General features: G+C 63.7%; 30 protein-coding genes. 12 read left to right on the top strand and 18 right to left on the bottom strand.

The window, feature by feature from the left end; genetic code table 11:
- The first annotated feature begins 7 nt into the window (after positions 1-7).
- Positions 8-577 carry a PEP-CTERM sorting domain-containing protein gene (locus LNV07_RS07440; RefSeq protein WP_263570548.1) on the top strand — a complete coding sequence of 190 codons (570 nt, stop codon included), beginning with the start codon at positions 8-10 and terminating at the stop codon, positions 575-577.
- On the opposite strand, the gene LNV07_RS07435 is transcribed toward LNV07_RS07440, so the two are convergent.
- Genes LNV07_RS07435 through LNV07_RS07425 form a run of 3 tightly spaced genes read right to left on the bottom strand, consistent with a single transcriptional unit; the run spans position 578 to position 4,065 of the window.
- Positions 578-3,004 (bottom strand): putative bifunctional diguanylate cyclase/phosphodiesterase, encoded by a 2,427-nt coding sequence (locus LNV07_RS07435; RefSeq protein ID WP_263570547.1) that lies wholly within the window; start codon positions 3,002-3,004, stop codon positions 578-580.
- Positions 3,001-3,606, bottom strand: a complete 606-nt coding sequence (locus LNV07_RS07430) for a methylamine utilization protein (protein WP_263570546.1) — start codon at positions 3,604-3,606, stop codon at positions 3,001-3,003. Before LNV07_RS07430 ends, LNV07_RS07435 begins: the two co-directional genes overlap by 4 nt.
- Positions 3,607-3,639: 33 nt before the next feature.
- A complete protein-coding gene (locus LNV07_RS07425; RefSeq protein ID WP_263570545.1) occupies positions 3,640-4,065 on the bottom strand; it encodes a group I truncated hemoglobin in 426 nt (141 codons plus the stop codon).
- Between the two features lie 132 nt (positions 4,066-4,197).
- Here LNV07_RS07425 and LNV07_RS07420 point away from each other — a divergent pair, with 132 nt between their 5' ends.
- Together LNV07_RS07420 and LNV07_RS07415 are read left to right on the top strand one after the other, a co-directional pair.
- Positions 4,198-5,070, top strand: a complete 873-nt coding sequence (locus LNV07_RS07420; RefSeq protein WP_263570544.1) for a DUF3034 family protein — start codon at positions 4,198-4,200, stop codon at positions 5,068-5,070.
- Complete coding sequence (locus LNV07_RS07415; protein ID WP_263570543.1) at positions 5,067-6,314, top strand: hypothetical protein; 1,248 nt, start codon at positions 5,067-5,069, stop codon at positions 6,312-6,314. The genes LNV07_RS07420 and LNV07_RS07415 overlap by 4 nt, the downstream gene beginning before the upstream one ends.
- Before the next feature lie 12 nt (positions 6,315-6,326).
- On the opposite strand, the gene LNV07_RS07410 is transcribed toward LNV07_RS07415, so the two are convergent.
- The 9 genes from LNV07_RS07410 to LNV07_RS07370 form a co-directional block, all read right to left on the bottom strand.
- A complete protein-coding gene (locus tag LNV07_RS07410; RefSeq protein ID WP_263570542.1) occupies positions 6,327-6,740 on the bottom strand; it encodes a VOC family protein in 414 nt (137 codons plus the stop codon).
- Positions 6,741-6,783: 43 nt separating this feature from the next.
- Entirely contained in the window at positions 6,784-7,320 is a 537-nt protein-coding gene (locus LNV07_RS07405; protein ID WP_263570541.1) for a GNAT family N-acetyltransferase, read from the bottom strand.
- Positions 7,321-7,341: 21 nt separating this feature from the next.
- The gene (locus LNV07_RS07400; protein ID WP_263570540.1) at positions 7,342-7,800 is read right to left on the bottom strand and encodes a GNAT family N-acetyltransferase; all 459 of its coding nucleotides are present in this window, start codon (positions 7,798-7,800) and stop codon (positions 7,342-7,344) included.
- Positions 7,801-7,874: 74 nt separating this feature from the next.
- Positions 7,875-8,930: an alpha/beta fold hydrolase gene (locus tag LNV07_RS07395; RefSeq protein WP_263570539.1), complete on the bottom strand. Its 1,056-nt coding sequence runs from the start codon at positions 8,928-8,930 to the stop codon at positions 7,875-7,877.
- A gap of 151 nt (positions 8,931-9,081) precedes the next feature.
- Complete coding sequence (locus tag LNV07_RS07390) at positions 9,082-9,633, bottom strand: NADPH-dependent FMN reductase (protein ID WP_263570538.1); 552 nt, start codon at positions 9,631-9,633, stop codon at positions 9,082-9,084.
- Between the two features lie 193 nt (positions 9,634-9,826).
- Positions 9,827-12,277: a tetratricopeptide repeat protein gene (locus tag LNV07_RS07385; RefSeq protein ID WP_263570537.1), complete on the bottom strand. Its 2,451-nt coding sequence runs from the start codon at positions 12,275-12,277 to the stop codon at positions 9,827-9,829.
- Positions 12,278-12,306: 29 nt separating this feature from the next.
- A complete protein-coding gene (locus LNV07_RS07380; protein ID WP_263570536.1) occupies positions 12,307-12,981 on the bottom strand; it encodes a zinc metalloprotease in 675 nt (224 codons plus the stop codon).
- Entirely contained in the window at positions 12,971-13,969 is a 999-nt protein-coding gene (locus LNV07_RS07375; protein WP_263570535.1) for an XdhC family protein, read from the bottom strand. Before LNV07_RS07375 ends, LNV07_RS07380 begins: the two co-directional genes overlap by 11 nt.
- A 59-nt stretch (positions 13,970-14,028) precedes the next feature.
- A complete protein-coding gene (locus LNV07_RS07370) occupies positions 14,029-14,268 on the bottom strand; it encodes a DUF2789 domain-containing protein (RefSeq protein WP_263570534.1) in 240 nt (79 codons plus the stop codon).
- Positions 14,269-14,488: 220 nt separating this feature from the next.
- Here LNV07_RS07370 and LNV07_RS07365 point away from each other — a divergent pair, with 220 nt between their 5' ends.
- From LNV07_RS07365 to LNV07_RS07345, 5 genes are all read left to right on the top strand, one after another.
- A complete protein-coding gene (locus LNV07_RS07365; RefSeq protein ID WP_263570533.1) occupies positions 14,489-14,977 on the top strand; it encodes a (2Fe-2S)-binding protein in 489 nt (162 codons plus the stop codon).
- Positions 14,974-17,328 carry a xanthine dehydrogenase family protein molybdopterin-binding subunit gene (locus tag LNV07_RS07360; protein ID WP_263570532.1) on the top strand — a complete coding sequence of 785 codons (2,355 nt, stop codon included), beginning with the start codon at positions 14,974-14,976 and terminating at the stop codon, positions 17,326-17,328. Before LNV07_RS07365 ends, LNV07_RS07360 begins: the two co-directional genes overlap by 4 nt.
- 18 nt (positions 17,329-17,346) lie before the next feature.
- Positions 17,347-18,138 carry an FAD binding domain-containing protein gene (locus LNV07_RS07355; RefSeq protein ID WP_263570531.1) on the top strand — a complete coding sequence of 264 codons (792 nt, stop codon included), beginning with the start codon at positions 17,347-17,349 and terminating at the stop codon, positions 18,136-18,138.
- A 19-nt stretch (positions 18,139-18,157) separates the two neighbouring features.
- Positions 18,158-18,709 (top strand): SRPBCC family protein, encoded by a 552-nt coding sequence (locus LNV07_RS07350; protein WP_263570530.1) that lies wholly within the window; start codon positions 18,158-18,160, stop codon positions 18,707-18,709.
- Positions 18,710-18,903: 194 nt separating this feature from the next.
- Positions 18,904-19,554, top strand: a complete 651-nt coding sequence (locus tag LNV07_RS07345; protein ID WP_263570529.1) for a PEP-CTERM sorting domain-containing protein — start codon at positions 18,904-18,906, stop codon at positions 19,552-19,554.
- Between the two features lie 46 nt (positions 19,555-19,600).
- Here the strand turns inward: LNV07_RS07345 and pdxR are convergent, their stop codons facing one another.
- Positions 19,601-21,199 carry a MocR-like pyridoxine biosynthesis transcription factor PdxR gene (gene pdxR / locus LNV07_RS07340; protein ID WP_263570528.1) on the bottom strand — a complete coding sequence of 533 codons (1,599 nt, stop codon included), beginning with the start codon at positions 21,197-21,199 and terminating at the stop codon, positions 19,601-19,603.
- 92 nt (positions 21,200-21,291) lie between these two features.
- Between pdxR and LNV07_RS07335 the strand changes: the two genes are divergently transcribed.
- The 4 genes from LNV07_RS07335 to LNV07_RS07320 are packed head-to-tail and all read left to right on the top strand — an operon-like array spanning position 21,292 to position 23,515.
- A complete protein-coding gene (locus LNV07_RS07335; RefSeq protein WP_263570527.1) occupies positions 21,292-21,933 on the top strand; it encodes an FMN-binding negative transcriptional regulator in 642 nt (213 codons plus the stop codon).
- 26 nt (positions 21,934-21,959) lie between these two features.
- On the top strand, positions 21,960-22,571 hold the full coding sequence (locus LNV07_RS07330) for a GNAT family N-acetyltransferase (RefSeq protein ID WP_263570526.1): 612 nt from the start codon (positions 21,960-21,962) through the stop codon (positions 22,569-22,571).
- Positions 22,572-22,613: 42 nt separating this feature from the next.
- Positions 22,614-23,075 carry a GNAT family N-acetyltransferase gene (locus tag LNV07_RS07325; protein ID WP_263570525.1) on the top strand — a complete coding sequence of 154 codons (462 nt, stop codon included), beginning with the start codon at positions 22,614-22,616 and terminating at the stop codon, positions 23,073-23,075.
- The gene (locus LNV07_RS07320) at positions 23,072-23,515 is read left to right on the top strand and encodes a GNAT family N-acetyltransferase (RefSeq protein ID WP_263570524.1); all 444 of its coding nucleotides are present in this window, start codon (positions 23,072-23,074) and stop codon (positions 23,513-23,515) included. The genes LNV07_RS07325 and LNV07_RS07320 overlap by 4 nt, the downstream gene beginning before the upstream one ends.
- Before the next feature lie 4 nt (positions 23,516-23,519).
- Here LNV07_RS07320 and LNV07_RS07315 read toward each other — a convergent pair whose 3' ends face one another.
- The 5 genes from LNV07_RS07315 to LNV07_RS07295 form a co-directional block, all read right to left on the bottom strand.
- Positions 23,520-24,101 (bottom strand): DUF3617 domain-containing protein, encoded by a 582-nt coding sequence (locus LNV07_RS07315; RefSeq protein ID WP_263570523.1) that lies wholly within the window; start codon positions 24,099-24,101, stop codon positions 23,520-23,522.
- A gap of 263 nt (positions 24,102-24,364) precedes the next feature.
- Entirely contained in the window at positions 24,365-25,090 is a 726-nt protein-coding gene (locus LNV07_RS07310) for a substrate-binding periplasmic protein (protein ID WP_263570840.1), read from the bottom strand.
- Between the two features lie 186 nt (positions 25,091-25,276).
- Entirely contained in the window at positions 25,277-25,468 is a 192-nt protein-coding gene (locus tag LNV07_RS07305; RefSeq protein ID WP_263532512.1) for a helix-turn-helix transcriptional regulator, read from the bottom strand.
- Positions 25,465-25,845 (bottom strand): hypothetical protein, encoded by a 381-nt coding sequence (locus LNV07_RS07300; RefSeq protein ID WP_263570522.1) that lies wholly within the window; start codon positions 25,843-25,845, stop codon positions 25,465-25,467. The genes LNV07_RS07305 and LNV07_RS07300 overlap by 4 nt, the downstream gene beginning before the upstream one ends.
- A gap of 127 nt (positions 25,846-25,972) precedes the next feature.
- On the bottom strand, positions 25,973-26,458 hold the full coding sequence (locus LNV07_RS07295; protein WP_263570521.1) for a c-type cytochrome: 486 nt from the start codon (positions 26,456-26,458) through the stop codon (positions 25,973-25,975).
- Between the last annotated feature and the right edge of the window lie 45 nt (positions 26,459-26,503).

Here is a 26,503-nt window from a genome sequence, read left to right as displayed (position 1 = left end):
TTCAATAATGCCTACCTTTAAAAAAACCGCCGGCCAACTGATGCTGGGCCTTTGCGCTGCGCTTGCGCTGGCCGCCCAAGCCGGCCCGAGCCCGGTCAACCTTTTCTTTGACGGGGCCGGAACTCAGCCAGCAATCGACGCCGCGCAAGGCACGGGGCTTTGGAGCGGCAGCATCAAGCCAGGCTTTGGCTCCGATGTCACCGAGTCGCTGCTTTCAAACGTGCTGTTCAAACTCGACGCCAGCACCAACACGCTCAGCGGCAGCTTCGAGTTCAGCAGCCTGGATCTGGCCTCAAGCATCAGCGGCTTGTTGACCGGCAGTGACCTGGACGGTGACGGCCAGTTCGAGATCGACTACCAAATCCTCGGCGGCAGCGGCGCCTTCAGCCGAGCCAGCGGTTATGGCTTGAGTTTCATCAGCTTTGATCAGCCGCTGACCATGGCCGGCAGCTACACCGAATCCGGCCTTTTGAGTTTCGCGGTTCCGGAACCGTCAAGTTATGGCCTGCTCGGTCTGGCGCTATTGGGCGTGGCGCTGACACGACGCAAACCAGTCGGCACGGCGCTGCGCGGCTGATCAAGCACTCAAACTGCCCAGCATGGTTTCCACCGACTCGTGACTGAGGTCGGGAGCCGACCAGGCCTTGAACCAAGCCGAGAACTGCTCCTGCGGCATCGGCTTGGCGATGAAATAACCTTGTCCTTCATCGCAACCCAACTCGGCCAGCAGCTTCCAGGCCATGCCGGTCTCAAGGCCTTCGGCCACCACGGTCAGGCCCATATTGTGAGCCAGCTCTATGGTTGAGCGCACGATCTTGGCATCACCCAGATCGGTTTCCATCGCCAGCACAAAGCTCTTGTCGATCTTCAACTCGTCGACCGGCAAGCCCTTCAAATAGGCGAGCGAGGAGTAGCCGGTGCCGAAGTCATCGATGGACAGCTTGAAGCCCATCTCGTGCAGCTGGTTCAAGGTCTCCAGCGCGCGCTGCGGGTCGTCCATGATGGCGCTTTCGGTGATCTCCAGGCACAGCGAATCGGTGTTGGCGCCATATTGGGCCAGCATCGCGCTGATCTTGGCCGGTAGGTCCTGATCCATCAGGTCGCGGGTGGACAAATTGACGCTGATGCGCAAGGCCTGGTTTTGCGCGTTCAGTGCGGCCCAGGCTTGCGCCGATTCGGCCAGCACCCAGCGCGTCAATTCCCGGATGAAGCCGGTTTGCTCGGCAAAAGGAATGAACTGCATCGGCGGCACCAAGCCCCGCTCGGGATGCTGCCAGCGCAGCAAGGCCTCGGCGCTGATGACGCGGCCCGTCTTCAGTTCGACCTTGGGCTGCAGATACAGGCGCAGCTGCCCACCCTCGACGGCTCGGCGCAATTCGCTCAGCAAGGACAGTGACTCCTGGCTGCCCGCGTCGAGCTGGGGGGAGTAGATCGCGCTGCCGGTCTGGCGCTTCTTTGCCGCCACCATGGCCAAGGCCGCGCGGCTCAAGAGCAGCTTGGCGTCTTGCCCATGGGCCGGCGACAGCACAATGCCTATGCCCGCGCTGAGGTCAACGGTCTGCTCAGCTATGCACAGCGCGCGCTCGAAGTCCAGGCGAATCGTTTCCGCCGCCGCGCGCGCGGCCTCCTCATCGGCATGCTCCAGGAGCAGCACAAATTCATCACCGCCCAGGCGCGCCAGGCTGCGCGACTGCGCCCCCAGCAGGGTTTGCAAACGCAGCACCACCGCGCACAAAAGCCGGTCGCCGAAGTCATGGCCCTGCACATCATTGACATGCTTGAAACGGTCCAGGCCCAGCTGCAGCAAGGCGAAGGGCGCGCTGCTCTGGCTCAGCCGCAAGGCCAAACCTTCGCTGAAACCAGAACGATTGGGCAGATTCGTCAGCTGGTCTTTATAGGCCAGCTGGCTCAGGTTCTCATCGCGCTCGCGAATGCCGCGGCGCATCAACTCGAAGGCCGCCGCCAGATCACCGACCTCATCGACCGATTGCCGCAGCACCGGCGTTTCGTAGTCACCCTGGCCCAAGCGGTCGGCCGACAGCGCGAGCGCCTTCACCGGGCCGCTGATGCGCCTGGCCATCAGCACCGATCCCAGCGCGAAGACCGCCACCCCGATCAAGGTCAGGGCCAACAAGGTCAGTTGCAATTCGCGGTAAGGTGCGACCGCAGCGTCAAATGAGCGCAGCAACAAAACACCGAGTTGCTGCTGTTGTTTCTGCTGCTCCGGGGCCATCAAAGGCGCCCACAGGCCGCGCATATGGTCGGCGCCCATGTCGACCGGGAACAAGCCGCCGCCGGGCGGGATCAGGCGCGCCACGCCATCGGCCTCGGCCGGCTCCAGCAGGCTCAGCAGGCTGCGCCATTGGCCACGCTCGTCCTGCATCACGATGACGGCCTGCAACTCGGACAGCTTTTGCAAATCCTGCAGCGCCGATTTCTCCAGCACAAAGCCCATCAAGATCCAACCCACTTGGGCGGGTGTCTTGACCGGCACGACCGCGACTTGATAGACCTGCCCACCCAGCAGCGAGAGATGTGCGAGCTGCTCCGATTCGGCACGCGCAAGTTGCTGCTTCAACAGGCTCGCAAATCGGCTGGCGTCGTCGCGGGTTGCTGTCACCAGCGCTTGCTCGTTATCAAAATAGGCCACCACGCTGGCGCCTATGCGTTCGCCCTGGTTGGCCAGCGCGTCCTTGATGGTTTCGACCGTGCCCTGTTCGGCCAAGGGCAGGCCTACCGCCTTGATGAAGCCATAGTCCTTGGCCAGCAGCTCGGCCGCATCGTTCAGCTTGTCGGCCCGCTGCGCCAGCAAGCGCCTGAAGACCCGGTCACCGGTCTTGAGCTCAGCCGCGATCGAAGCATCGGCATTGCGCGCGATGCTGGAGCGGATGACGGCGAAGCTGGCAAATTGCACCACCAGCAACAGGGCCAGAAAGAGCGCCACGATGCGCCCTTCGAGGCGGCGCAGATTCAGATAGGCCGGCAGCGTCACGGCGACCCTCATTCGCTCAGCGTGAGGCTGGTCTGCGCGTCGCCGGCCGGCGCATTGGCAGGCACGACCAGCGTTTGACTTTGCAAGGTCTGCGTCTTCATGCCGGCATGCCAAACCTTGAGCCTGTGCTCTCCGGCCGGAAGCTCGAACTTGACGCTGCCATTCGCGTCGGTGATGCCGAACAAGGGGCTATCGACGACGACGATATGGGCGCTCATACGGTCATGGATATTGCATCCGAGCGTTGCGACGCCGGGTTTGTCGAACACGATAGGTTCGCTCGGCGTGCCTGAGTAGAGCTTGACGTCGATGACCTTGATCGGCGAGAAGGAATAGACATGATGCCGAACCACGTCGAAGTTAGGAAAGTTGACCGCCGTGCCGGTTTGCACGATCAACAAGGCGGGCTGAAATTGGCGCTCGCGTTGCGCCATCTCGGCCTTGACCGAGCTGGCGGCTTTGCTGGCGCGGCCCAGCAGCTCCACGGCAACGGCCGCGCCCGCCACCGGCTTGCCGGCCGCGCTATTCAGCTGCACGGTCCAGGGCAGCGCTTGGGCGGCCGAACATGCCAAAAGGCTTGACGCCAGCAGCGCGCGGGGGGAAATCAACTTCATGGTTTGGGCTCGATTCCGGCAGGCTTTAAGTCGTCAAGGGCTAACGATAGCCTGTTTCATGGGTGCCAGCAGGCGCAGCAACTCATTCTTCGCCCTCGCGTCGCTGCCGCCGCGATCGATTTCCTGGCGCAGCATTTCGACAAAGGCATCAAATTCCGAAGGCTTGATATGCAGGTCTTGATGGACACGGGCCATGGTCTCGCCCTGGTAGCGGCATCCGCCCCCTGCCAGCGCGCAGATCTGTTCGGTCAGGCTTTGCTGCAAAGGGCTCAGTTTGATGCCCTCGAAGCTGCGTTGGGTGCGCGGGTCGGCGGCCGCGCGCGCCAAAGTGCGGCCCATCAAATCCGATACCCCGGCCGGCCCCCCGAGGCGCTCAAACAGGCTGGCGGGTGGCGTCGCGGCACAGCCGAGCAACACAAGCAGCAGGCAAGCCGGCGGAAGGAGACGAACTCTCGGCATGGTGGGTTTCGATTTGCAAAATGAGGGCTTCAGCCGCTTGGCGAACGTCCGATGAATGAATGAGGCGCGCACACGCCTTTGCCGCGCCTACAGCAAACTTTATCGACTTCACTTAGCCCAACTTGAGACGCCATGCCAGAGAAGCACCCTCAACTGATTCGCTGGCAAGGCCTGATGCTGATTGCAGCAATCTGGGCCGACCCGAGCTGTGCCGGCGAGCGGCTGCTGGGCAGTTCGGGGGTCAGCCAGATCGAAGGCGCGGCCGGCGGCGGCCTGACACCTTGGGCCATGATCGCCGGCAGCGGCAGCCGTGACCAAATTGGCGCCTCAGCTTTCGTCACGCGGGCCCACACGCGCGGCGGCTACACATTGGATGCGGCCGGCGCCGCCGTCGGCTGGTATGACAGCGTCGAGCTGTCGCTGGCGCGCTGGCGCTTCGGTTTGTCCGATACCGTGCCGGGCGAGCACCTCGGCCTGGACCTGTTCGGGCTGAAGTGGCGCGTGCTCGGTGACGCGGTCTTCGATGCCGACAGTTGGCGCCCGCAATTGGCCCTCGGCCTGCAGCACAAGCGCAATCGCGACATGACCGTGCCCCGCTTGTTGGGCGCCAAGCGTGCCCATGACACCGAGCCCTATGCGGCCGCGACCAAGCTGTGGCTGGGGGCTACGGGCGGCTACAACCTGCTCACCCACCTGACCCTGCGCGGCACGCGCGCCAACCAGATGGGTCTGCTGGGCTTCGGCGGCGACCGCGGCGGCAGCTTGCAGCCGCAGCTCGAGATGTCGCTGGCCCTACTGCCGCGGGACAATTTGGCGATCGGCATCGAGTGGCGCGGCAAGCCCAGCCTGCTGAGCAATGCACCCGAAACGCGGGCAATGGATCTGTTCGTGGCCTGGTGGATCAGCCCCAAGCTGAACCTGACGGTCGCCTACCTCGACCTTGGCCAAATTGCCACCAAGGCTGCACAACGCAGCAGCTATATTTCTTTGCAGGCACAGCTTTGAAGGCATTATTTTGCACAGCGATTGCTCCGCTGTTTGCGGGCTGGGCGCTGTTGAGCGGCACGCCGCCGGCCGCCGCCGTCGAGTGGCATGGCTTGCTGGATATGCGGGCGCTGCATACGGACGCCGAACGCAGTTGGACCGACGCCGGCCTGGGCAAACTGCGCCATGACAAGCAATCAAGCGGGCTTCGCCTGGGCCAGGCCTTCTTGTCGGCCCAAGCAGATCTGTTGTCCAACACCATCACGGGCCGTTTGGTCCTGAGCGCGGCCGATGACCGCGCCGGCGCTTTGGACGTCAACGAAGCCTGGCTGCTTTGGAGCCCCTTGCCCAGCAGCGCCTGGAAGACACGGGTCAAATTAGGGGCCTTCTTTCCCGCCAGCAGCCTGGAGCTTGACTACGACAGCATCGGCTGGACGCCGTCCCGGACGGTGTCCAGCTCGGCCGTCAACAGCTGGATCGGCGAAGAGCTGCGCACCCAAGGTGCTGAATTGACGTTGACGCACAAAGGGCGTCAGAGCAACTCGCTGCACGACTTCGGCCTGACCCTGGCGGTCTTTGGCGGCAATGACCCCGCAGGCACATTGATGGGCTGGCGCGGATGGTCGATCAGCGACCGGGTGTCCGGGCTGACCGAAGGCCTGCTGCTGGCCGATTTGCCGGTCTATAGGCCCAGTGGCGAGATCCCCAAACAGAACCGCAGCGTGCACCTTTTTCGCGAGCTGGACGGCCGGGCGGGCTATTACCTGGGCGGCCAATATGCTTACACCGAGCAAGTCGAGTTGAGCGCTTTGCACTACGACAACCGGGGCGACCCGCTGGTCGAGAAGAACGGTCAATACGCTTGGCACACCCGTTTTGACCATATCGGGTTGCGCCTGCGACCGGCCGGCGAATGGGAGCTAGCCGCCCAACTGATGAGCGGCGAAACCTTGATGGGTCCGCAGGCGGTGCGCCTGAGCTTCAAGGCCGGCTACTTGCTTGCCAGCCATCCGTTCGCGCAAGGTCATCTGAGCCTGCGCTATGACCGCTTCCGTGCCCGCGAAAACGACATTCTGCCGAGCGACCCCAATCATGAAGATGGTCGGGCCTTGGCGCTGGCCTACGCCTTGCCGCTGCGGCAAGGCTGGTCTTTACTCGGCGAATGGCTGGTGGTCAAGAGCACGCGCCCGGCCCGGCGTTTGACGGGCAATGCGCCCGCGCAAACCGAGCGCAGCCTGACGGCCTCTTTGCGGTGGCAGTTCTGACGGCAGCGCTACTCAGCTTGCCGGGCTATAGAGCTGCTCCGGGGCCGGCGTTTCCCGGAGCTGAAACACATTGCCTTCCGGATCGTAGGCATTGCGCATCTGAAAGCCCGGCCCCGCGTAGACCGGGCCGAACAGATCGCCGCCAAGCGAGCGCGCGCGCGAGGCGGCCGCCTCCATGCTATCCACAGTGAAAAACAACTTGATCGCCTGCTCCTCACGCGGTGCGGGAGGCACGGCGATGCTGAAGGTCGCCGCGACCGGCGCGGGCAAGGCATGGATGATCAGCTGAAAGTCCGTCGAAGCGATCACCTGAAGCTCGGCGTTGGCGTGCAACAAGCGCATGCCCAACACCTGTTGGTAGAAGGCCGAAAGCTTGTCCAAGCTATGCGCGTAGATAAGGGCGCCGGCGCGGGCGGGTCCTGCCATGGTGCTAACTCCTGAGTTGAGCGCTTATTATCAGCGACGCGGCTCAGCTCAAAAAGTCAGGCTCTGGCGCCCTGATCCCGTACACCATCAGCTGGCGCTCGCTGCCGTCCGGATGCGGCATCAGGCGCTCGAAGCGCAGACCCAACTTTTCCAACAGCTGTTGGGAGCGCAGATTGTCAAGCCGCGTGGTCGCCAGAATGGTTGTCAGGCCCAGCTCGGTTTGCGCATAACGCAGCACCGCAGCGGCGGCCTCGAAGGCGTAGCCCTGACCCGCATGCTGGGGCAAAAAAGCAAAGCCAATGTCGGGGCTGTCCAAGTAGTCCCGTTGAGAGATGCCGCAGGCTCCGAGCGCCAGCCCTGTTTGCTTCGATTCGACAATGCAGAAGCCGAAACCCAAACGGGCATACATGTCGACCGGGCCAGTCTCGATATAGCGTTGCGCTTCTTCCAGGGTGCGCACCCCGCGGTCGCCAATAAAGCGCAGCCAAGTGGCGTCATTCAACAAGGTCAACATGAAAGCCGCGTCGGCTACGGCGGACATGGGGCGAATGACCAGACGGTCGGTATGGAGAGTTTTCAAGGTCAGCTTCCTAACATCATGCTAGCCCGTTGGGGCGTGGACAAAGCTTTGCACCGGGCCATGCCAGTCGTCATCTTTCAGCTGCTGCTCGCTGAACTTGCCTCGGCTGAAGTCGTCGATGACGCTGCGCCAAAACGCTTGAGCCCCATGATTATTGGCATGCTCGGCGACTTCCCAGCGCCCGGCCAGCGAGGAGAACACAGCGGCGGCGGCGAAGCGGCCCAGGCCGCTATTTCGATACTTGCGCAGCACAAAAAACTCGCAAATCGCATGCTCACTGCCCGGCAGCAACAAACCGGCTTCGGCTCCATCCACCAGGCAAAAGCCCGCATAGCGTCCTGCCACTTTGAAAACAAACGCCGCCTTCGGTGCCTGCCAATATTCCTCCACCCATGGGTAGTGGTACAGGCCGGCTTCATTCACATCGTCGCCGTCGAACTCGGAGAAGTCGTGCAAGTAGAGCTGCAGGAGTTGCCGCACGACAGGGCGCTCTTCAGGAGCAGCGATTGCGACAGAAAATCCATGAGTAGTTTCCAATTTGTGCCGGCGCCGTGTCAGTTTTCTTTCGACATCTGCTGCGCGGCACGCAGCAAGAGTCTGTGCTGCGCCTCAATCAGCGCGGGGTTGGGGTCATGGCCAGCCAAAGGCACGACGGTGAGTGACTTCTCGGGCGCGCGGATGCTATCCACAAAGCCCTGCGTGACCGTGAGCGGCGTCAGCAGATCCAGCTCACCCTGGATGAAATGCATGGGGATGAGGTACTCGGGCCCCAGCGCAGGCAGGTCGATTTTGGACAATATGCCGTCACCGGCCAAGCCCACGAACTGCAGAAAAGAATACTCCTCGCCTTCTTCCGTCGCGGCTTGGGCATCGGCGCTCTGATAGCGGGCCTCGGATTGCCACCAATCGCGCGGCGCTGGCATGCTGCCCTTGGCCTCGTAAGCACGAATGGCACGGCGCAGCACCCCGAATGCCCGCGGATCGCGGTGCGGCGGTGGGCCTATGGCCTTCAGCGCGGAGACAGTTCCGGCATCACCCGCCGCCTCGGCCAGGGCCAGGGTCTGCTTGTAGCTGGCTGCGCCATTGGCCTGGGCGCTGACCAACTGTGCCGTCCCCACATAGACGGCAAACAAGTCGGGCCGGAGTTTCGCCATTTGCACGCCAAGCACCGAACCCCAAGAGCCTCCCATCAGCAAGACCTTGCGCGGGCCGAATTGCTGCTGCAGTCGCTCCGTCAGCTCAAGGCCATCTGCAACCATGCGCTCCAGAGTGAGCGAGCTGCCGGCCTGCTCGGGGTTGCGCCCGAAGCTGAGCCCGGCGCCGCGCTGGTCCCATTGCACCAGCACGAAGTCACGACTCCAGTCGCCATAGATGCGTTTGGCAAAAGGGCTGAGCGGACTGCCTGGGCCGCCATGCAAGAACAGCAGCACCGGTTTGCTCTTGTCTTGGCCGTGGATGGTGACCCATTGCTCGATCCCGCCAATGCGCCGAAAGCCCTCTTCGTCAACAGGCGTTGCCGCCCTGGCCGAGCCAAGCAAGGCCCATAGTCCGACCGCCGTGGCTAGCGCAAAAGTACCGAACAGGCGGCGACGAGGTGAAGTGCTGATCATGCAAAAGACCTTGGAATGCTTGGAGAAGGGCCAATGCGACAGTGGGCCCGGAGTGGCCCTACTGCCCCCTGGCGCTGCAGCACTGTAGGCCAAGCATGCGCCGCTCTCAAGCCGCAATGGATGGGATGCGTTTCGGCGCGGGGCAAGGCCGCTACTTGCGCAGCTGCAAGGACCAAGCCGCCAGCGCTGCCAACTGAGCCTTCACACCGTCCTTGATCCTCTCGTCGGTGAGATTGCCATCGGCATCAAACTGACCCGCAAACGCGTTCGCGAATACCTCGGGCTTGTTCAAAGGATGGACGTCGACAAACACACAGACTTGACGCAAATGGTATTGCGCCCGCGAGGTGCCCATGCCGCCGCCGGCGCCCATGATGGCAGCGGCCTTACCGCCCAGCAGCGCATTGTTTGGCGCGCGCGAGGCCCAATCCAAAGCATTTTTAAGCGCCGGTGAGATCGAGTAGTTGTATTCGGGGCCGCCAAAAATGAACGCATCGGCATTGCCAAACTGCGCCAGCAACTGCGTGACCGCCGCCGGCGGTTCGCTGATGTCCGCGTTGTAAAACGGAATCGCCGCCAAGTCGGCAATCTCGATACTCATACCCTCGGGCGCATTGGACTGCGCATAACGCAGCAAGCCCTTATTCGATGATTTGGCCCGCAGGCTGCCGCAGAGCGCGAGGACTTTGGTGGTTTGGGTCATTGGGTCTCCAATCTTCCATCGGCACAAATTTGCGCCCTTAACAAGGGGGAGGGAAAAACACGATCAGCAACTCAAATTGACGGGCTGGAAGTAACAATCTACCTCAGTAGATTAATGTGCCACATTGACAATTTATCGCCCAATAAATTGGGCGAATCGAAAAACGTCAAGGGTATCCCGTCCTCTTCATCACTCACTCTCCCACCAGGCGCCGCAACAAGCCATGCTCCACGTTCGGTAGCTCGTGCACCGAAACCCAACTCGACTTGTCCGCCCGGTACAACCATTGCGGTGGGGCGCCCGTAGACAAGCGCTCGCGCAGCGGCGCCAGGACCAGGGCCGCCTCGTCGCTGCGGCCCAATGACTTCAGGGCCGCAGCCTTGACGATCAGCGCCAGGTCGTTCCAAGGTGCTTTCTCCAGCGCCTTCGTGGCCTTCAACAAAGCCAGCTCGGCAGGCTCCTGGGCCTTGCCCGCGCCCTTGCCAAGGCCCTTGTCCTCAAGCGCCAGCCAGGCACCCAAGGCCAACAAGCGCGGGTCGTCGCCGTCCAGCAACTGGGCCTCTGCCAACTGCTTGGCCGCCGCGTCGAAGCGGCCGGCGCGGATCAGGTCTTGCACTAGGTCGGCGCGCAACTCGACCAGGCCGGTGCGCAGGCGCAGCGCCTGCTCATAGACGGCAAAGGACTCGGCCCAGCGCTCATCCAGCATGGCCAGCGCAGCCGCCCGGCCCCATAGCCCCTCGGGGCTGTCGGATTGATAGGCCAGCGCCGCATCAAAAGCGGCCAGCGCACGCGGGCCGTCGCCGAGCTTGCGGTAGTTGTCGCCCAAGGCCAAATCGACCCGGTAACGGTCCTCATCACCGGCCAAACCGGCGCGGCTGGCGGCCAGGGCGTCGGTCACCTCGCTCAAGCTCCGGCCGGCATGCCACAAAGCATCGGCCGCGCCGACACGCAGGGCGCCGCTGCGCGGGTGCAGTTGCAAGGCCTGCGCGGCGATCTCGACCACGCCCGCGCTGTCGCCAGTGAACGAGAGACCGTTTAGTTGCGCCGTCAGCACCAATTCATCATCCGGCGGCGCCACCTTGGCCGCCCTGGCGTACAAGGCCAGTGCGGCTGACGCATCGCCTTCTTCGAGTTTTTGATGGCCGGCATTGAGCAGCGCAATCGGCAGGCTGGCGCCAACATCCTGTTGGGCCAGCAGGCGCGCGACCAAGGTCTTCAGCTCGGGGTCCAGCGCGAGCAGGCGCTCACGCACAATCTCCCGATTGTCAAAGGCGTCGCGGCGCGGCGAATCGAAGCTGTTCGCGCCCTCGGCAAAATACTCCCACACCGAGCCGCCGGCGTAGCGCGACAAGAAGCCAGTTTGCGTCGCCTCATCGCGCAGCTTGGCGCGCCGGTACAGCTCTTGAATCTCGCGCGCCTGGGCCGCCGTCATCACGCCATGCACCTGATGCGTCAACTCGTGCAACACGGTGTTGTAGCGGTCAAAGATCGAGCGCTCCACATCCTCGATGCCGGTCACGGTATTGAAGCCGCCGGCCCCGCGCACGTCGTCCCACAGGCGCGAGTCGTAATTGATGCGCTGATCCTTCAGCGCCTGCGCGCCGGGGGTTTCTGACAACTTCATGTGCAGCGGCTTGATGAAATGCGTGGCGCCGCCCTCCACCAACACCGGCACATAGGCTTTCCAGGGCGCGATCGACAAGGCCACGCGCTTTTGGTGGCGTGGCGACAGTTGCGCCCAGTTCAGGACATAACGCTCGATGCCGGGGACAGCGGGCATGGGCATGGCGGCAAAGCGGGCCTCCGCCTCGGCGCGATGCACGTCGAGCGCCAAACGCTGCGACTCCAGCGCCTTGGCCAGCACCGCATGCGCGCGACCATAGCCGGGCAACAGAGCCAAGGCCTGTTCGCTCAAGTCAGCGGCTTGCTTGAAGGCGCCGCCGGTGAAGGCGTCGGAGGCTTGACGCGTCAGCCGCTGTGCTTGTTCAAACGCCGCGGGCTTCAGCGCCGCCAGTTCGCTGTAATTCTTGCGCGCATAGCCATTGCCGAGCAGGTAATGCGCCACCTCATGCTGCGGGTCCAGCGTCAGCGCACGCTCGGCAGCGGCGATCGCCTCATCGGTGCGGCCGAGGCGAATCAGGGTGTCGGCCAGCGTCATCAACCCATCGGCCGAAGCGTGCAGCTTGACGCTGGCCTGCGCGGCTTTAAGCGCCGCGTCATAGTCGCGGCGCTGGAAGGTGACTTGGCTCAGGCCCTTGATGGCGGCAGCCTTGTCCTCGGGCTTGGCCTTGGCATGCGAGCGGGCTCGCTCAAAGGCGGCCTGCGCGCGCTCGAAGTTGCGCTGCTCCAGCGCCAAGCGTCCGGCCGCCTGCAGGTCGGCGGGCAGTGCGGCGGGCTTCGCTGCGGGGTCGAGCGCGCTGCGCGTGCGGCGCTCGACCTCGGCCAGGTCATCGATAGCGAACAACCAGGTGTAGATCAATCCGCGTTCGCGGTTGCCGGCGGCGCTCTGCTGCGGTTTTTCGAGCAGCGCCCGGCCGGCGAGGTAGTCGGGCTGCGGCCCGGCAAGCGCCGAGCTCAGGCCGATGCTAAGGCTAATGCCGAGTGCGAGCAGGCTCGCCTTGGCCCTGGGAGGCGAAATTTTCATGAACAATAGCAGCAACAAAAAAAAGGGATTCAGGGCGCGTTTACCGGCAGGCCATTGGCAATCCGGCAGCGCTGAATATCGCAGGCGGTCGGCAGGATGGAGCGATATTCGACCACGGTCTTCAACTGCGAGCGGTCACGGGCATAGCAGTTGCCGCCCTTGCCGTCGGTGTAATAAGAGGTGACGTCGATACAGCGACGCGAATGCGCCATCAGGCCGAAGAAGTGACCCATCTCGTGCGACACGACCATCTGCAAGGTTTGCTCGGCCGGATAGCTGGGGTTGCGGGTGCGCAGCAGCTGGAACATCGCCGGGCTCAAGGCCAGCGTGCGCTGGCCCAGATTGGCCAGGCCAAAATTGCCTCGGCTACCGGCCTCGCTCCACTGCACGACCACCGCACCGGCAGGCAGCGGGGCATTGCCAAGCAGGGCACTGACCCGGCTCTCGATGCCGCAGCCCGCCCAGGCTTGGCTTGAGCGTTTCAACAATTCCATGACCTGCGCGGATGAAAACCAGGTCGGCGCGCCGGAATCCCAGTAGACAAAGACCAAGGGCTTGCCGAGGGCCGGGCGGTCGCGGCCATCGGCCCAGGTGGCTATTTCACCGGGCCGGCATTCGGCAATCTCCTGCTCCCGCGGCGTCGCGTTGGCGCAAGCGCCAACGCAAGTCAAGGCCAGCAACCCCGCCAATAGTTCAAACCGCACAAGCGCCCTCGTTACCGGAGCGCAGCTGTGAACCGCTCAAACTCACACCGTAGCGTTCGGCCGTCATGTGAGCGAGTATGGACAGCGCGATTTCAGGCGGCGTGCGCGCGCCGATATGCAGGCCGACCGGGCCGTGCAGGCGCACCAACTGCGCGCTCGTCAAGCCGAAATGCTCGGCCAAGCGGGCCTTGCGCTTGCTCTGGTTGACGCGCGAGCCAATCGCGCCGACATAAAAGGCCGGGCTTTTGAGCGCCTCCATCAAGGCCAGATCGTCGAGCTTGGGGTCATGCGTCAAGGCCACCACGGCGCTATGACCATCGGGGGCGAAGGCGGTGACCACATCGTCGGGCATCTCGCGCGTCAGCGTCGTGCCGGCCAAGCGGAAGGCATCCGCATATTCCTCGCGCGGGTCGCAAATCAAGACTTGATAGTCAAGGCTCAAGGCCATGCTGGCCAGGTACTGCGTCATCTGACCGGCGCCAATGATGAGCAAGCGCCATTGCGGGCCATGGTGGGTGACCAGGTTTTTCTCATCGAGCGTCAACAGGTCGGCACCGGCCAAGGCCGGGCTCAAGACCACCGCGCCCGTGGCCAGATCCAGCGTGCGGCAAACGCGCTCGCCGCGGTCCAAGCACGCCAGCAACTCATCGATCATCGAGGCGTTGGAAAGAGGCTCCAGCATCAACTCCAACGTGCCGCCGCAGGGCAGGCCGAAACGTGTGGCCTCCTCGGCCCCGACGCCCCAGCGCTGCAAGCCCGGGTGAGTCAGGCTCAAAGCACCATTGCGCACCTTGGTGATCAAGTCGTCCTCGATGCAGCCGCCCGAGACCGAGCCGGCTATTCTGCCGTCATCGCGCACTGCCACCATCGAGCCAACAGGTCGCGGCGCCGAACCCCAGGTGCGCGTGACGGTGCCCAGCACCACGCCTCGCCCGGCCGCTCGCCAGGCCACGACCTGGCGAATCACATCTAAGTCGACATTGTCCATGGGCAAGATCGTACGACGCGCGGCGCCGATCGCCAAAGGTCATCCGGTGAGATCTTGTATCAGCCCCGATAACGCAGCGAGGCGTCGAGCTGATCCACCAACTCGGCCCAGTCCGCGTCGGCACAACGCTCCTCGCACAGCATCTCGGCCTGCGCGGGGTGCCAGAACGGCGCGTCGGCCAAGCCGATTTCCGGTGCCAACGGTGCATGGCTTTTCAAGAAATCGCGGATGCTGTCGGCATCATTGGGCAGGCCCAATTGGGCGAACAGTTCATTGAAGCGGTGATTTGGTTTTTCCATGATCTGTGGTGCTGAGCTGTGCTGGAGTCATCGGGGCCAGGGCCATGATGGTCGCATGATCCGCCCGCCCGCCGCTGTGCCAGCTTGACACATAAACCAGCAGACCGAGCGACTCATGTATGGGCATACAGGTGGGTAAACCGTGGATGGTGCGCCGACAGCGCCAAGGCGATGATGGGGCGGATCAAGAACCCGCCCGCCACCCCGCAGGAGACGCGATATGAGCCACGAGAAGATCACACTCAAGGTCAACGGCGAGACGATCACGCGCGCGACCGCGCCCGACCGTCTGCTGTCACAACTGCTGCGCGAGGACCTGGCCCTGACCGGCACGCATATCGGCTGCGACACCGGCCAATGCGGCGCCTGCACCGTGCATGTGAACGGCCATGCGGTGAAGAGCTGCACGATGCTGGCCGTGCAGGCGGCCGGCACCGACATCACCACCATCGAAGGGCTGGCCGCCGCCGACGGCACGCTGCACCCGATGCAGGCCGCATTCAAGGAATGCCATGGCCTGCAATGCGGCTTCTGCACGCCGGGCATGGTGATGAGCGCGGTGGACCTGGTTCAACATCACGGCTGTCACTCCGAGTCCCAGGTGCGCGAAGCGCTGGAGGGCAATCTCTGCCGCTGCACCGGCTACCAGAACATCGTGCGCGCCGTCATGCTCGGCGCCCGAGGCACAGCGCCAAGGAGCCAGCCATGAACGCGCCACAACAGGGCCTGATCGGCCAAAGCATCCGCCGCCGCGAGGATGCACGCTTCTTGACCGGACGCGGCCAGTACACCGATGACATCGTGTTGCCGCGCCAAACATTCGCTTACTTCCTGCGCTCGCCCTACGCCCATGCGCTGATCAAGTCGATCGACACGGCAGCCGCCGTTGCGGCCGAGGGCGTGCTGGCGGTCTACACCGGCGAACATTTCCGCGCTGTGGGCGGCCTGCCCTGCGGCTGGCTGATCAAGAGCCTGGACGGCAGCCCGATGAAGGAGCCCAAGCACCCGGTGCTGGCCGACGGCAAGGTGCGTTATGTCGGCGACCAGGTCGCGCTGGTGGTGGCCGAGACCTATGAGCAGGCGAAGGCCGCCGCGCAACTGGTCGAGGTTTACTACGAGGAGTTGAAGCCGGTGGTCGACACCGCCCGCGCCAAGGGTGCAGCCAGCAGCGTGCATGAGGAAGCACCCGACAACGTCTGCTACACCTGGGGCTGCGGCGACAAGGCCGCCACCGACGCGGCTTTTGCCCGCGCCACCCATGTGACAAGGCTGGAGTTCCGCAACAACCGCCTGATCCCTAACGCGATCGAGCCGCGTGCCGCGAATGCAAGCTACAACCCCGGCGACGAAAGCTGGACACTGTATGTGGCGAACCAGAACCCGCATGTCGAGCGGCTGTTGATGTGCGCTTTTGTGCTTGGCATCCCCGAGCACAAGGTGCGTGTGGTGGCGCCCGATGTGGGCGGCGGCTTCGGCTCCAAGATTTTTCTCTACGGCGAAGAGACCGCGCTGACCTGGGCCACGCGCCAGCTTGGCCGGCCGATCAAATGGACCGCCGAGCGCAGCGAATCATTTCTGACCGACGCCCATGGCCGCGACCATGCCACCGTGGCCGAACTGGGCCTGGACGCTGCCGGCAAGTTCGTCGCCATGCGGGTCAGCACCACGGCAAATCTGGGCGCCTATCTGTCCACCTTTGCCAGCAGCATTCCGACCATTCTGTATGCAACGCTGTTGGCCGGCCAATACACGACGCCGGCGATTTACGCCGAAGTCACCGGCGTGTTCAGCAACACCGCGCCGGTCGATGCCTACCGCGGCGCGGGCCGGCCGGAAGCGACCTATGTGGTGGAGCGCCTGGTCGAGACGGCCGCGCGCGAGCTCAAGATTGACCCGGCCGAGCTGCGCCGGCGCAATTTCATCCGCACTTTTCCCTATGCCACACCGGTCGGCCTGAGCTACGACATCGGCGACTACGACGCGACGCTCAATAGCGTGATCGAGTTGGCCGATGTGGCCGGCTTTGCGGCCCGCCGTGTCGAGAGCGAGAGCAAGGGCTTCAAGCGCGGCATCGGCTACTCGACCTATATCGAGGCCTGCGGGCTGGCGCCGTCAAACATCGCCGGCGCGCTCGGTGCACGAGCCGGCCTGTTCGAGGCCGGCGAGGTGCGGGTGCACCCGACCGGCAAGGTGACGATATTCACCGGCAGCCACTCGCATGGGCAGGGCCACGAAACGACGTTTGCGCAGGTGGTGGCCGACAAGCTGGGCATCCCCTTCGAGGATGTCGATATCCAGCATGGCGACACCGCCAAGGTGCTGTTCGGCATGGGCACTTACGGCAGCCGCTCGCTGTCGGTCGGCGGCTCGGCCATCGTCAAGGCGCTTGACAAGGTGATCGCCAAGGGCAAGAAGATCGCCGCCCATTTGCTGGAGGCGGCAGACAGCGAGATCGAATTTGCGCAAGGCGTCTTCAAGGTCGCCGGCACCGACCGCAGCGTGCCCTTTGCCACCGTGTCGCTAACGGCTTATGTGCCGCACAACTACCCGCTCGCAACGCTGGAGCCGGGACTGAACGAAAACGCGTTTTACGACCCTAAAAACTTCACCTATCCCGCCGGCAGCTATGTCTGCGAGGTCGAGGTGGACCCGGCCACCGGCCATGTGCGGGTGGACCGCTTCAGCGCGGTGGACGACTTCGGCAATATCGTCAACCCGATGATCGTCGAAGGCCAGGTGCAGGGCGGCATTGCCCAAGGCATAGGGCAGGCGCTGCTGGAGCACGGCATCTACGACGTGGACAGCGGCCAGTTGCTGACCGGCAGCTATATGGACTATGCGATGCCGCGCGCCGATGACCTGCCCAACTTCCTGATCAAGACCGCCAAGGGAACGCCCTGCACCCACAACCCTTTGGGCGTGAAGGGCTGCGGCGAGGCGGGTGCCATCGGCTCGCCGCCGGCCGTCATCAACGCGATCTGCGACGCGATTGGCGTCAAGGACATCGCGATGCCGGCCACGCCGCATGCGGTCTGGCAAGCCATTCAAGCCACACGCTGAACCTTCAGGAGCTTGCACATGACAACCTTCACCTACACCCTGGCCAACAGCCTGGCCGAGGCCGGCCGCGCGGCAGCAGACGCCGAAACCAAGCTGATCGCCGGGGGTCAGTCCTTGCTCGGTGCAATCAAGCTCGGTCTGGCCGCGCCCGAGGCCTTGATCGATCTGAGCGGCTTGGCCGATCTGAAAGGCATCCGGGTAGATGGTGGCCATGTCGTGATCGGCGCGATGACGACCCATGCCACGGTCGCCGCGAGTCATGAAGTACGGCGCGCCATCCCTGCGCTGGCCGATCTGGCCGGCCGCATCGGCGACAGGCAGGTACGCAACCGCGGCACGCTCGGCGGCAGCCTGGCCAATAACGATCCGGCCGCTTGCTACCCGGCGGCTGTGCTGGGCCTGGGGGCGACCATCTACACCGACCGGCGCAGCATCGCCGCCGATGATTTCTTCAAGGGCCTGTTCGAGACCGCCTTGCAGCCGGGCGAGATCATCAGCTCGATCAGCTTCCCGGTCCCGAACAAGGCCGCTTGGCAGAAGTTCAAACAACCGGCCTCGCGCTTCTCGCTGGTCGGCGTGTTTGTCGCCCAGACCGCCGCCGGCGTGCGTGTGGCGGTGACGGGCGCGGCGGCAGGTGTGTTCCGATTCACGGCGATGGAGGCCGCACTGCAAGCAAATTGGAGCGCGGCGTCGGCCGCGCAGGTCGGCATCAGCGCGAGCAAGCTGAACGGCGATCTGCACGGCTCAGCCGACTACCGGGCAGCACTGATCCCGGTGCTGACCGGGCGGGCGGTCGCGGCGACACAGTGACCCCGGATTCGGCGCCAGCATGAATTTGTCCGGACAAGAAACCCTGCCCGTCTCCCAGACCCAAGCCTGGGAAGCCCTCAATGACGCCGAACTGCTCAAGGCCAGCATCAGCGGCTGCGACAGCCTGACCTTGATCGGCGAGCATGAATACGAGGCCTTGTTGACGGTTTCCGTCGGCCCGGTCAAGGCCAGGTTCAAGGGCAAGCTGAAGCTTTCAGACTTGCAGCCGCCGAGCAGCTACGGCCTGACGTTCGAGGGCCATGGTGGCGCGGCCGGCCATGGCAAGGGCAGCGCGCAAGTGCGCCTGGAGGCGCAGGGTGCGGCACAGACCCTGCTGCACTACGAAGTGCAAGCCAGCGTCGGCGGCAAGCTCGCGCAGATTGGCTCGCGCCTGGTCGATATGGCGGCGCAAAAGATGGCCGGCGACTTTTTTGCTAACCTCAACACCGCACTGCAAGAACGTTATGCCGCCGCACCAATCAAGGCTTTGGTCGCAAAGAAAAGCCGCTGGCATGCCTTGCTGGACTGGTATCTGGGCTGGTTGGGGCGCATCTTCACGGGCAAGATTTAGTCCACACCCGCGTTCCCCCGTAGGTCAAGGTCCATAGGGCCGGAAACACATTCGGGTTGATATGTAGTCGTTTGCCATTAATCGAATATACGGGTTGTTGCCGCTGCATCGGAGATGGATATTTGTGCAGCTGCCTCTTCGGTCATAACGGCTAATCAAGGCGGCCTTATTACACCTCAAGGAGTTAACCCATCATGACCAAAAACCTGTTTATCAAACCACTGGCCCTGGCCGCTCTGTTGGCAATCGCGGGTACCGCTCAGGCGACCGTGACGGTCTATAACAGCCTGGCGAGCTACAACGCCGCCGCCGCTGGCGGAGGCACCGACACCTTCAACGACATGCCGGTCGGAGCGCAAGTTGCTGGGCCTATCAATCGCAACGCCGGCGCGATCGGCTACACCGGCACGGTGACGTCCGGCGAAACTTCCTTCTGGACCGCCGGCGAGGATCCGGCCGATGTGTGGTTGAGCACCAACGAGCGCAAGGCGCTGGTGACATTCGACAACTTCAGCGCTTCGGTGAAGGGCATTGGCGGCAATTTCTTTGGCTCCGACCTGTTCGGTGCCTTTGTAGCCAACCAGACCACTCACTTGACCGTGGTCGATTCCAGCGGTACGACCAATATCGACTTGCTCGGCACCGACATCAACAGCTTCATGGGCTTTGTGTCCACAGGCACCATTACTTCCTTGACCATTTCCGTCGGCGATGTTCCAGGCACTTGGTTGACCGCCAACAATCTGGTCATGACCGCTGCCGTGCCGGAGCCATCGACCTATGCCTTGATGTTCGCCGGCCTAGGCCTGGTAGGCATGATGGCCCGCCGCCGCAAGTCGGTTTGATGTGAGGCCGAGGGGCCGGCTCATCGGTCGGCGCCTCTTCTCCTTCTTACCGCGCGCTCAGGCCCCACACCGGCCGCCAGGCCTTTGCCAGCACCGCCACCGCGCGGCGTATCTCGGCCGGCGTGACCGAGGCGAAGCCGAATACCAGGCCCGCCTCTTGGCTATGCGCCGGCAAACCACCGACCTGCCCCAAACCTCCTAACTCGATGCCCGCAGCCACCCCAGCGGTGACCAGTTTGGCCTCCAAGGCCCGAGTCGGCAAGGGCAGCACGGCTTGCAAGCCGGCATCGATCGGCAGCAGTCGCAGGCCTTGATAGGCGGCCGGCAGGCTCGGGGTCAGGTCTTGCGCCCAGGCCTCCAGAAAGGTATCGCGCCGCTCCAGCGCCGCACGCCGCATTCGCCGCACATGGCGCAAAAAATGCCCCTCGGCCATGAAGTCGGCCATCACCACCTGATCGGCAATCGAAGACTGGCGGTCCAGCACGCCGCGCAGCTTGGCCAGCGTCGTCAGCCAAGCCGCTGGCGCCACCAGATAACCCAGGCGCAGGCCGGGGAACAAGAGCTTGGAGAAGCTGCCGATATAAAGCGTGCGCTGCTGCTGATCGGGCGTGGCCAAGGTGGCCAGCGGCGCCAACGGCACGCCGTTGAAGCGGTACTCGCCGTCATAGTCATCCTCCAAAATCCAGGCCCGCTCGCGCTCGGCCCAGGCCAGCAGTTCGAGCCGGCGCTGCAAGCTCATCGCCACCCCGGTCGGGTATTGGTGCGAGGGCGTGGTGTAGACCAGGCTCAGCCGCCCCAAGGCCTGCAGCGCGCCGACCCGCAGACCTTGGCTGTCGAGGGGCACCGGCACGACCTGCGCGCCACTCAAGCCCAGCGCGGCGGCCGCCGCGCGGTAGCCGGGCGACTCCATGCCAACCCGGTCGCCCGGCTCCACCAGCGCCAGCACGGCCAGCGCGATCGCCTGCTGCGAGCCGGCCGTGACGATGACCTGCTCTCCACTGCAACGCAGGCCACGTGAGTGGCTCAGATAGGCGGCGATCAACTCACGCAGACGCGGCAGGCCGGCCGGCTCGCCATAGCTGAGGCTGGGGGTGGTGGAGGCGCCGGGCCGGCGCTGCGACCTGGATTGCGGTCGCCCTTGTTCGCGCCAAAAGCGTGCCTGCAAGCGCGCCCACAGGGCATGAGGGAACAGATCCAGCGCCGGCAGGCCATGCCGAAAGGCCGGCGTCGGGCCTTGCACGGCCGACAGGGTTTGGTAGTTTTGCAAGCGCGCCCATTGCGCGGTCTGCGGGATTTCGGTCGCTGCGTGCTCGGCCAACTCCGCGCTGCGCGGCAAGCCGCCGGAGCTTGGCCGGGCCAGCTTCGCGATCTCGGCAATATCGGCGACAAAGCAGCCGGCGCCGACCCGCCCGACCACAAAGCCCTCGCTGACCAGGGACTCATAGGCTCGCACCACGGTGTTGCGCGAGACCTGCAGGGCCGCGGCCAATTCGCGCGTTGTCGGCAGGCGCGCGCGGGCGCTCAATGCCCCTTGCAGGATCTTGTCCTTCAACTGCGCATGAATCTGCTGCGCCAGCCCCTGGCCCGGCTGCAAGCACATGCCGGCCGGGTCCAGTGTCAAGGTGGGTCTATCAATTGGATCCATGATATTGCCGCAAAGTGGATCTTTGATCGTACCAAGTTGCAAACTATGCTGCGAGCCTGTCGATCAAAACCACCCATGCTTGCGAGAACGCCATGTACATGCCCGCCCACTTCACCGCCAAAGAACTCGTTCCCGTTCATCAGCTGATGCGGGCCTGCCCCTTGGCCTTGCTGCTAGGCCCGGACGCCCAGGGCCAGGGCTTCGGCAGCCATCTGCCTTTGACCTTGCTGGATGAGGCCTCGGACAGAAGCGGCTGCGGCATGCTGCTGGAAGGCCATATGGCAAGGGCCAATCCGCATTGGGGCTGGCTGGCCGGCTTGCCCGCGCAGGGTCAGGACGTGATGGCGGTGTTCAGCGGCCCGAGCGCCTATGTGTCGCCGCGCCATTCCGACAGCCACTTGGCCGTGCCGACCTGGAACTACGCGGCCGTGCATGTCTACGGCGAGCTTGAGCTGATTGACGACGCGCAGGCCAAGGACGATTTGCTCAAGCGCCTGATCGCCCAGCATGAACCCGGCTATGCGGCCCAGTGGCGCGACTTGCCGGAGGATTTTCAAAGCAAGATGCTGGGCGCCATCGTCGGCTTTCGCCTGCATGTCCGGCGCTGGGAAGGCAAGTTCAAGCTGAGCCAGAACCGCAGCGCGGCCGAGCGCGGCCGCATCCGCGAGGCGATGGCCGCCGGCACGCCCACCGAGCAGGACGTCGGTGCCTGGATGACCCGGCTCGGCCTTTGAATTCAGCAATTCTTTCACCAGCAAACATGAAACCCATCCCCCCGATGCAAGTCGCGCCCGTCACGCTGCAAGGCCCCACCCTGCGCCTGGAGCCCTTGAGCCTTGACCATGTCGACGGGCTCGCCGCCGTCGGCCTGCTGCCCGAGTTGTGGCGCTGGGTCCCCACGCTGATCAGCACGCCGGCCGAGATGCGTGGCTATGTTGAGTTAGCGCTTGAGGATCAGTTCAAAGGTGCGTCTTTGCCCTTCGCGCTGGTGTTGGCCGGGCCGGGTCAGCAAAACGGACAGGTAGTCGGCAGCAGCCGCTTCGGCAATATCTCGCTGCGCGACCGGCGCCTGGAAATTGGCTGGACCTGGGTGGCGCCGGCCTGGCAGCGCAGCAGCGTCAACACCGAGGCCAAGACGCTGTTGCTGACGCATGCATTCGAGACGCTGGGCGCGCACCGGGTCGAGCTGAAGACCGACTTCTTGAACGACAAATCGCGCGCGGCGATTGCTCGCATAGGCGCCACGCAAGAAGGCATCTTTCGCCGCCATATCGTCAATGACAACGGCAGGGTCAGGGACACCGTCTACTTCTCCATCATCGACAGCGAGTGGCCGGCGGTGAAGGCGCGGCTGACCACGCTGCGCGCTTGATTGATCAAACCCCATCAGTCCCCAAACCCAATGACACCGACCATGCCGCAAGCCTTGATCGTTCGCCCCATCTCCCCCGATGACTTCGAAGCCTGGCAGCCGCTCTGGGACGGCTACAACGCCTTCTACGGCCGCGCCGGCGAGACCGCCTTGGCCCCCGCGATCACCGCGTCCACCTGGGCCCGCTTTTTCGACCCGCAGGAGCCGGTGTTCGCATTGGTGGCGGAGCGCGCCGGCGAGCTGCTCGGCCTGAGCCACTATCTGTTTCACCGCAGCACAACGCGCCTGGACAGGGTCTGCTATCTGCAAGACCTGTTCACCGCGCCGGCGCAGCGCGGCCTCGGCGTCGGCCGTGCGTTGATAGCCGGCGTTAGCGAGGCCGCACAAGAAGCCGGCATCGACCGGGTCTACTGGCACACGCATGAATCAAATGCGGCCGGCCGCCGGCTCTATGACAAGGTCGGCAAGCATGGCGGCTTTATCGTCTATGCGGGCAAGCCATGAGCGCGGGCGAGCCTAAGACCCAAACGCGGCTGTGCACCGATATCGAGCGCGTGGATTGGCTGGCCCTGGCCGATGTGTTCGAGCGTGCACCCTTGGGCACCCGCGATCCGGCCATGCTGGCGCTGAGCTTCAAGAACAGCCAGGTCCGCTGCTTTGTTTATGCGGATAGCCAGATCATCGGCGCCGGCCGCGCGCTGAGCGATGGTGCGCTCTGGACCGTGGTGTTCGATGTGGTGCTGCTGCCCGAATACCAGGGCTTGGGCCTGGGCCGAGCTCTGATGGACTCACTGATCGCCCAAGCCGGCGCGCTCAATGTGATGCTGTACGCGGCGCCCGGCAAACAGCCCTTCTACGCCAAGCAGGACTTTCGCCTGATGACGACGGCGATGGCACGCTTCGCCAACTCGGAAGGTGCCAAGTCGCGCGGCATGATTGTCTGAGAGACTAGCCCTTGGCCTTGCCGGACTTCATCGGCGCAATGCCGCCGCAGTCGGTGCCGAGCCAGCGGCCCTGGCCCGTCATGGTCATCGCTTCGCTCTTGCCATTCATCAGCGTGGTCGCGCGCATCGTCGAGCTATAGGACTCGGCGCTATTGATCGTGGCGCTGCTCTCGCCGCTGATCTGCGGATCGCTGCAAGTGAACTGGCTCTGGATTTGCTTGCCATGGCGCTGAATCTGGTACTGGCACTTGCCCTTGTCGTCGATGGGCAGTTCGTTCAAGGCCGCCTGCTCGGGCGTGATGCAGACCTTCATCGTGACCAAGCCGCTGCCGATATCGGCGCTGATGCCCTGCTTGTCCATCATGTCTTGAATCATCTTGCGCTGCTCGGCCGGCATTGCGCTCATCTGCTTTTGCGCCTCGGCCATCATCGCCTGCCGCTCGGGGCTGAGTTGGGGCTGCATCTTGTTCTCCCACAGACCCGGCTTGATGTTCTGCGCCAGCGCCGCTTGAACGCCTGACAGCAGGACGGCGGCGAGCAGGCAGGATGAGACTTGGCGTGGCGAGAACATGGTTTGACTCCGCATCGAAAGCGCTCAGTTTAGCGAAGCGGCCGCGGGGGGCAGCGTTCGCATCGAACCTTGGCCTATTTGGGCCCGTTTCAACCGGCGCGAGCAGCGAGGGCGAAAGCCCCCCGTAAACCAAGGCCTCCCTGTTGGCGCCGGCATGCCATTCACCGGCCAACACCGACCAGAGATTGGCGGCCGCGCCGGTGCCTATCGGCAAGACTATGACTATGGCTCCGGCAAAGCAGAATCCTTGCCTGCAAGGGGATTCTTGGCCCAGCGCCCTATTTCCGCTCCGGAAACATCCAGCGCTCGTAGATCTTCTTTGCCGTGCCGTCGTCGACGATGGCCTTGAAGACGGCGTTGACTTGCGCTTCCGCGCTCGACAGCGGCGATTTCTTTGAAAAAGCGACGGTCAGATAGGTGGTATTGAGAACCAACACATCGCCGAACTCCGCCTCCAAGCCCAGCTTGTGAATGATGTGATTCAAGGAGGACAAAGACCCCGCCACCGCTTTGGCGTCGCGCTCTGCAATCGTCATGCGGATGGCTTGGGTGTAGTCCAGCAGCAGCTCCTTGCGCACGTCCGGATCGACATCAAAGCGCGGGTCCACCTTGAGGCCGCGCGGCGCGGCGACAACGACTTTCAGAAGGTCTGCATAACTTTTCAGGCTCACGCCTTTGCGTGCCATCACGCCAAATTCAAGTGGCACAAAGGCGGTGCCGCGGTTGGCGTAGGAGGCTCGCGCCTCACCCCAGGCCATGAGTGAGAAGTCGACTTCACCTAGCTGCAGGTTGCGCTCCACTCGGGCATAGGGCGTGAGGGTGCGCACGGTACTGTGTCCGCTGCGGCGCTCAAACTCGTTCAGCAGATCCACGACGATGCCTACATGGGGCTCGCGGCCCCGCAATGCGGCATCAGGGTTCGGCTTGGCCCAGGGGTCAAGTTGTATCAAATCAACCCTGAACTCGGCCGCATGCGCCTTAGGGCAAACCGTCCAAAGCAGCACCACCACCCAGAAGGTAAGCTGACTCTGCCGGAGACAGGGGTACAAAGTGGAGATAGGCACGCCCAGAATTTACCATCTCCGGAACCTCGCGCTCAACGAGCCGGGCGCAACTAAAGAGGGCAAAAGCGGGCCAAATGCAAGGACCGAACCGGCGGGTTCGGAATAGCTCGCAGCAAGCTCAGCCGATCAAGCCGCCGAAAAGATCGCCTCGATCGGCATCTCGAACACACGCGCGATCTCGAAGGCCAAGGGCAGACTGGGGTCGTAACGCTCGTTCTCGATGGCATTGATGGTTTGGCGCGAAACCTTCAGGCGTTCGCCCAATTCGGTCTGCGACCAGCCGCGCTGGGCGCGCAGCTCGCGGAGCAGGTTTTTCATTTGTAGCGCCTCGCTGCCAAGACCAGGCCCAACATCCAAAGCGCAGCCATCAGCGGCCAGACCACAAACATGCTCAGGCGCGGGTAACCCAGGCCTTCGAGAAAGCCATAGCTGAAGGTGACGAAGGCGGTGCCGGCGAAGGCCAAAGCGAAGGCCTCGAACTGCACCCGCTGCTGCAACTCGTCAAGCCGGCGCAGCTGGCGCAAGATCACCCAGACCATCAAGGCGCCCGGCAACATCGGGCTGAGCGCGATCAGATCGCGCCAAGGGGAGGCCAATGTCGCATTGGCATTGAGCCAGGTGATCGAACCGATCAGCAGCGTTGCATAGCCCAGCAGGGCCAGGCCCAGTTCTTTCAGATATTGCTTGTGATTCATCTCGTACGCACCTTTCATGTAAAGCGTGCTTTCCACTTTACCGAAAAAGCGCCGAGCTGTAAAGCATCCTTTACATAATTTGGCGGGGTCAAGCCTTGCTCAAGCCGGCGCAGCCCCGCGGGCCAAATTATTGAATCGGCTGACCCGTCCCTTGCGTGCCTTCGGAGCGGGCGCTCAGGTAGGCATAGAGATCGACGATATGGGCGTTCACCACCGGGTCGCTCTGCCATGCCGGCATCACCGTTTGACCGGCGGGGCGCATGGTGTTCGCTGCGCCTGGCGCTGAACTCCAGTCATAGCGCTTCAGGACCAGATCGGAAAACCGCGCCGAGCCCATCTGGCGCACAAGGGGCAGCAAATCGGGCGCCTTGGCCGTACCGGCAGCAGCCGGACCGTGGCAGGCGGCGCAATGCTCTTGATAGACCCGCCAACCGGTCGCCACCGAGCCGGGCAGCTTGGCTTGCTCTGCGATTTCCTTGGCGCCTTGCTGGTTCAGAATCTCGACCGAGCAGCCGCCCAGCAGCAGCAATAGCGCTGAGGCAAGCGCCGCGCCGCGCAATGAATCAATCGTTTTAGATATTAGGACTGCGCCGTTTTGATTTAACCGATTCATCTCTATCTCCAAGTTTGCTCGCGATAGATTGTGGGTCGCCGCCTG

Source organism: Roseateles oligotrophus, from assembly GCF_025717515.1.
GTDB lineage: Bacteria > Pseudomonadota > Gammaproteobacteria > Burkholderiales > Burkholderiaceae_C > Paucibacter_A > Paucibacter_A oligotrophus.
Note: the sequence above shows the minus strand (reverse complement) of the source record. Positions and strands in the feature narration are given on the sequence as shown.

Coding starts and splice junctions, on each gene's coding strand:
- LNV07_RS07440 (WP_263570548.1), top strand. CDS start 8: ATGCCTACCTTTAAAAAAACCGCCGGCCAACTGATGCTGGGCCTTTGC.
- LNV07_RS07435 (WP_263570547.1), bottom strand. CDS start 3,004: ATGAGGGTCGCCGTGACGCTGCCGGCCTATCTGAATCTGCGCCGCCTC.
- LNV07_RS07430 (WP_263570546.1), bottom strand. CDS start 3,606: ATGAAGTTGATTTCCCCCCGCGCGCTGCTGGCGTCAAGCCTTTTGGCA.
- LNV07_RS07425 (WP_263570545.1), bottom strand. CDS start 4,065: ATGCCGAGAGTTCGTCTCCTTCCGCCGGCTTGCCTGCTGCTTGTGTTG.
- LNV07_RS07420 (WP_263570544.1), top strand. CDS start 4,198: ATGCCAGAGAAGCACCCTCAACTGATTCGCTGGCAAGGCCTGATGCTG.
- LNV07_RS07410 (WP_263570542.1), bottom strand. CDS start 6,740: ATGGCAGGACCCGCCCGCGCCGGCGCCCTTATCTACGCGCATAGCTTG.
- LNV07_RS07395 (WP_263570539.1), bottom strand. CDS start 8,930: ATGATCAGCACTTCACCTCGTCGCCGCCTGTTCGGTACTTTTGCGCTA.
- LNV07_RS07390 (WP_263570538.1), bottom strand. CDS start 9,633: ATGACCCAAACCACCAAAGTCCTCGCGCTCTGCGGCAGCCTGCGGGCC.
- LNV07_RS07385 (WP_263570537.1), bottom strand. CDS start 12,277: ATGAAAATTTCGCCTCCCAGGGCCAAGGCGAGCCTGCTCGCACTCGGC.
- LNV07_RS07375 (WP_263570535.1), bottom strand. CDS start 13,969: ATGGACAATGTCGACTTAGATGTGATTCGCCAGGTCGTGGCCTGGCGA.
- LNV07_RS07370 (WP_263570534.1), bottom strand. CDS start 14,268: ATGGAAAAACCAAATCACCGCTTCAATGAACTGTTCGCCCAATTGGGC.
- LNV07_RS07365 (WP_263570533.1), top strand. CDS start 14,489: ATGAGCCACGAGAAGATCACACTCAAGGTCAACGGCGAGACGATCACG.
- LNV07_RS07360 (WP_263570532.1), top strand. CDS start 14,974: ATGAACGCGCCACAACAGGGCCTGATCGGCCAAAGCATCCGCCGCCGC.
- LNV07_RS07355 (WP_263570531.1), top strand. CDS start 17,347: ATGACAACCTTCACCTACACCCTGGCCAACAGCCTGGCCGAGGCCGGC.
- LNV07_RS07350 (WP_263570530.1), top strand. CDS start 18,158: ATGAATTTGTCCGGACAAGAAACCCTGCCCGTCTCCCAGACCCAAGCC.
- LNV07_RS07345 (WP_263570529.1), top strand. CDS start 18,904: ATGACCAAAAACCTGTTTATCAAACCACTGGCCCTGGCCGCTCTGTTG.
- pdxR (WP_263570528.1), bottom strand. CDS start 21,199: ATGGATCCAATTGATAGACCCACCTTGACACTGGACCCGGCCGGCATG.
- LNV07_RS07335 (WP_263570527.1), top strand. CDS start 21,292: ATGTACATGCCCGCCCACTTCACCGCCAAAGAACTCGTTCCCGTTCAT.
- LNV07_RS07330 (WP_263570526.1), top strand. CDS start 21,960: ATGAAACCCATCCCCCCGATGCAAGTCGCGCCCGTCACGCTGCAAGGC.
- LNV07_RS07325 (WP_263570525.1), top strand. CDS start 22,614: ATGCCGCAAGCCTTGATCGTTCGCCCCATCTCCCCCGATGACTTCGAA.
- LNV07_RS07320 (WP_263570524.1), top strand. CDS start 23,072: ATGAGCGCGGGCGAGCCTAAGACCCAAACGCGGCTGTGCACCGATATC.
- LNV07_RS07315 (WP_263570523.1), bottom strand. CDS start 24,101: ATGCGGAGTCAAACCATGTTCTCGCCACGCCAAGTCTCATCCTGCCTG.
- LNV07_RS07305 (WP_263532512.1), bottom strand. CDS start 25,468: ATGAAAAACCTGCTCCGCGAGCTGCGCGCCCAGCGCGGCTGGTCGCAG.
- LNV07_RS07300 (WP_263570522.1), bottom strand. CDS start 25,845: ATGAATCACAAGCAATATCTGAAAGAACTGGGCCTGGCCCTGCTGGGC.
- LNV07_RS07295 (WP_263570521.1), bottom strand. CDS start 26,458: ATGAATCGGTTAAATCAAAACGGCGCAGTCCTAATATCTAAAACGATT.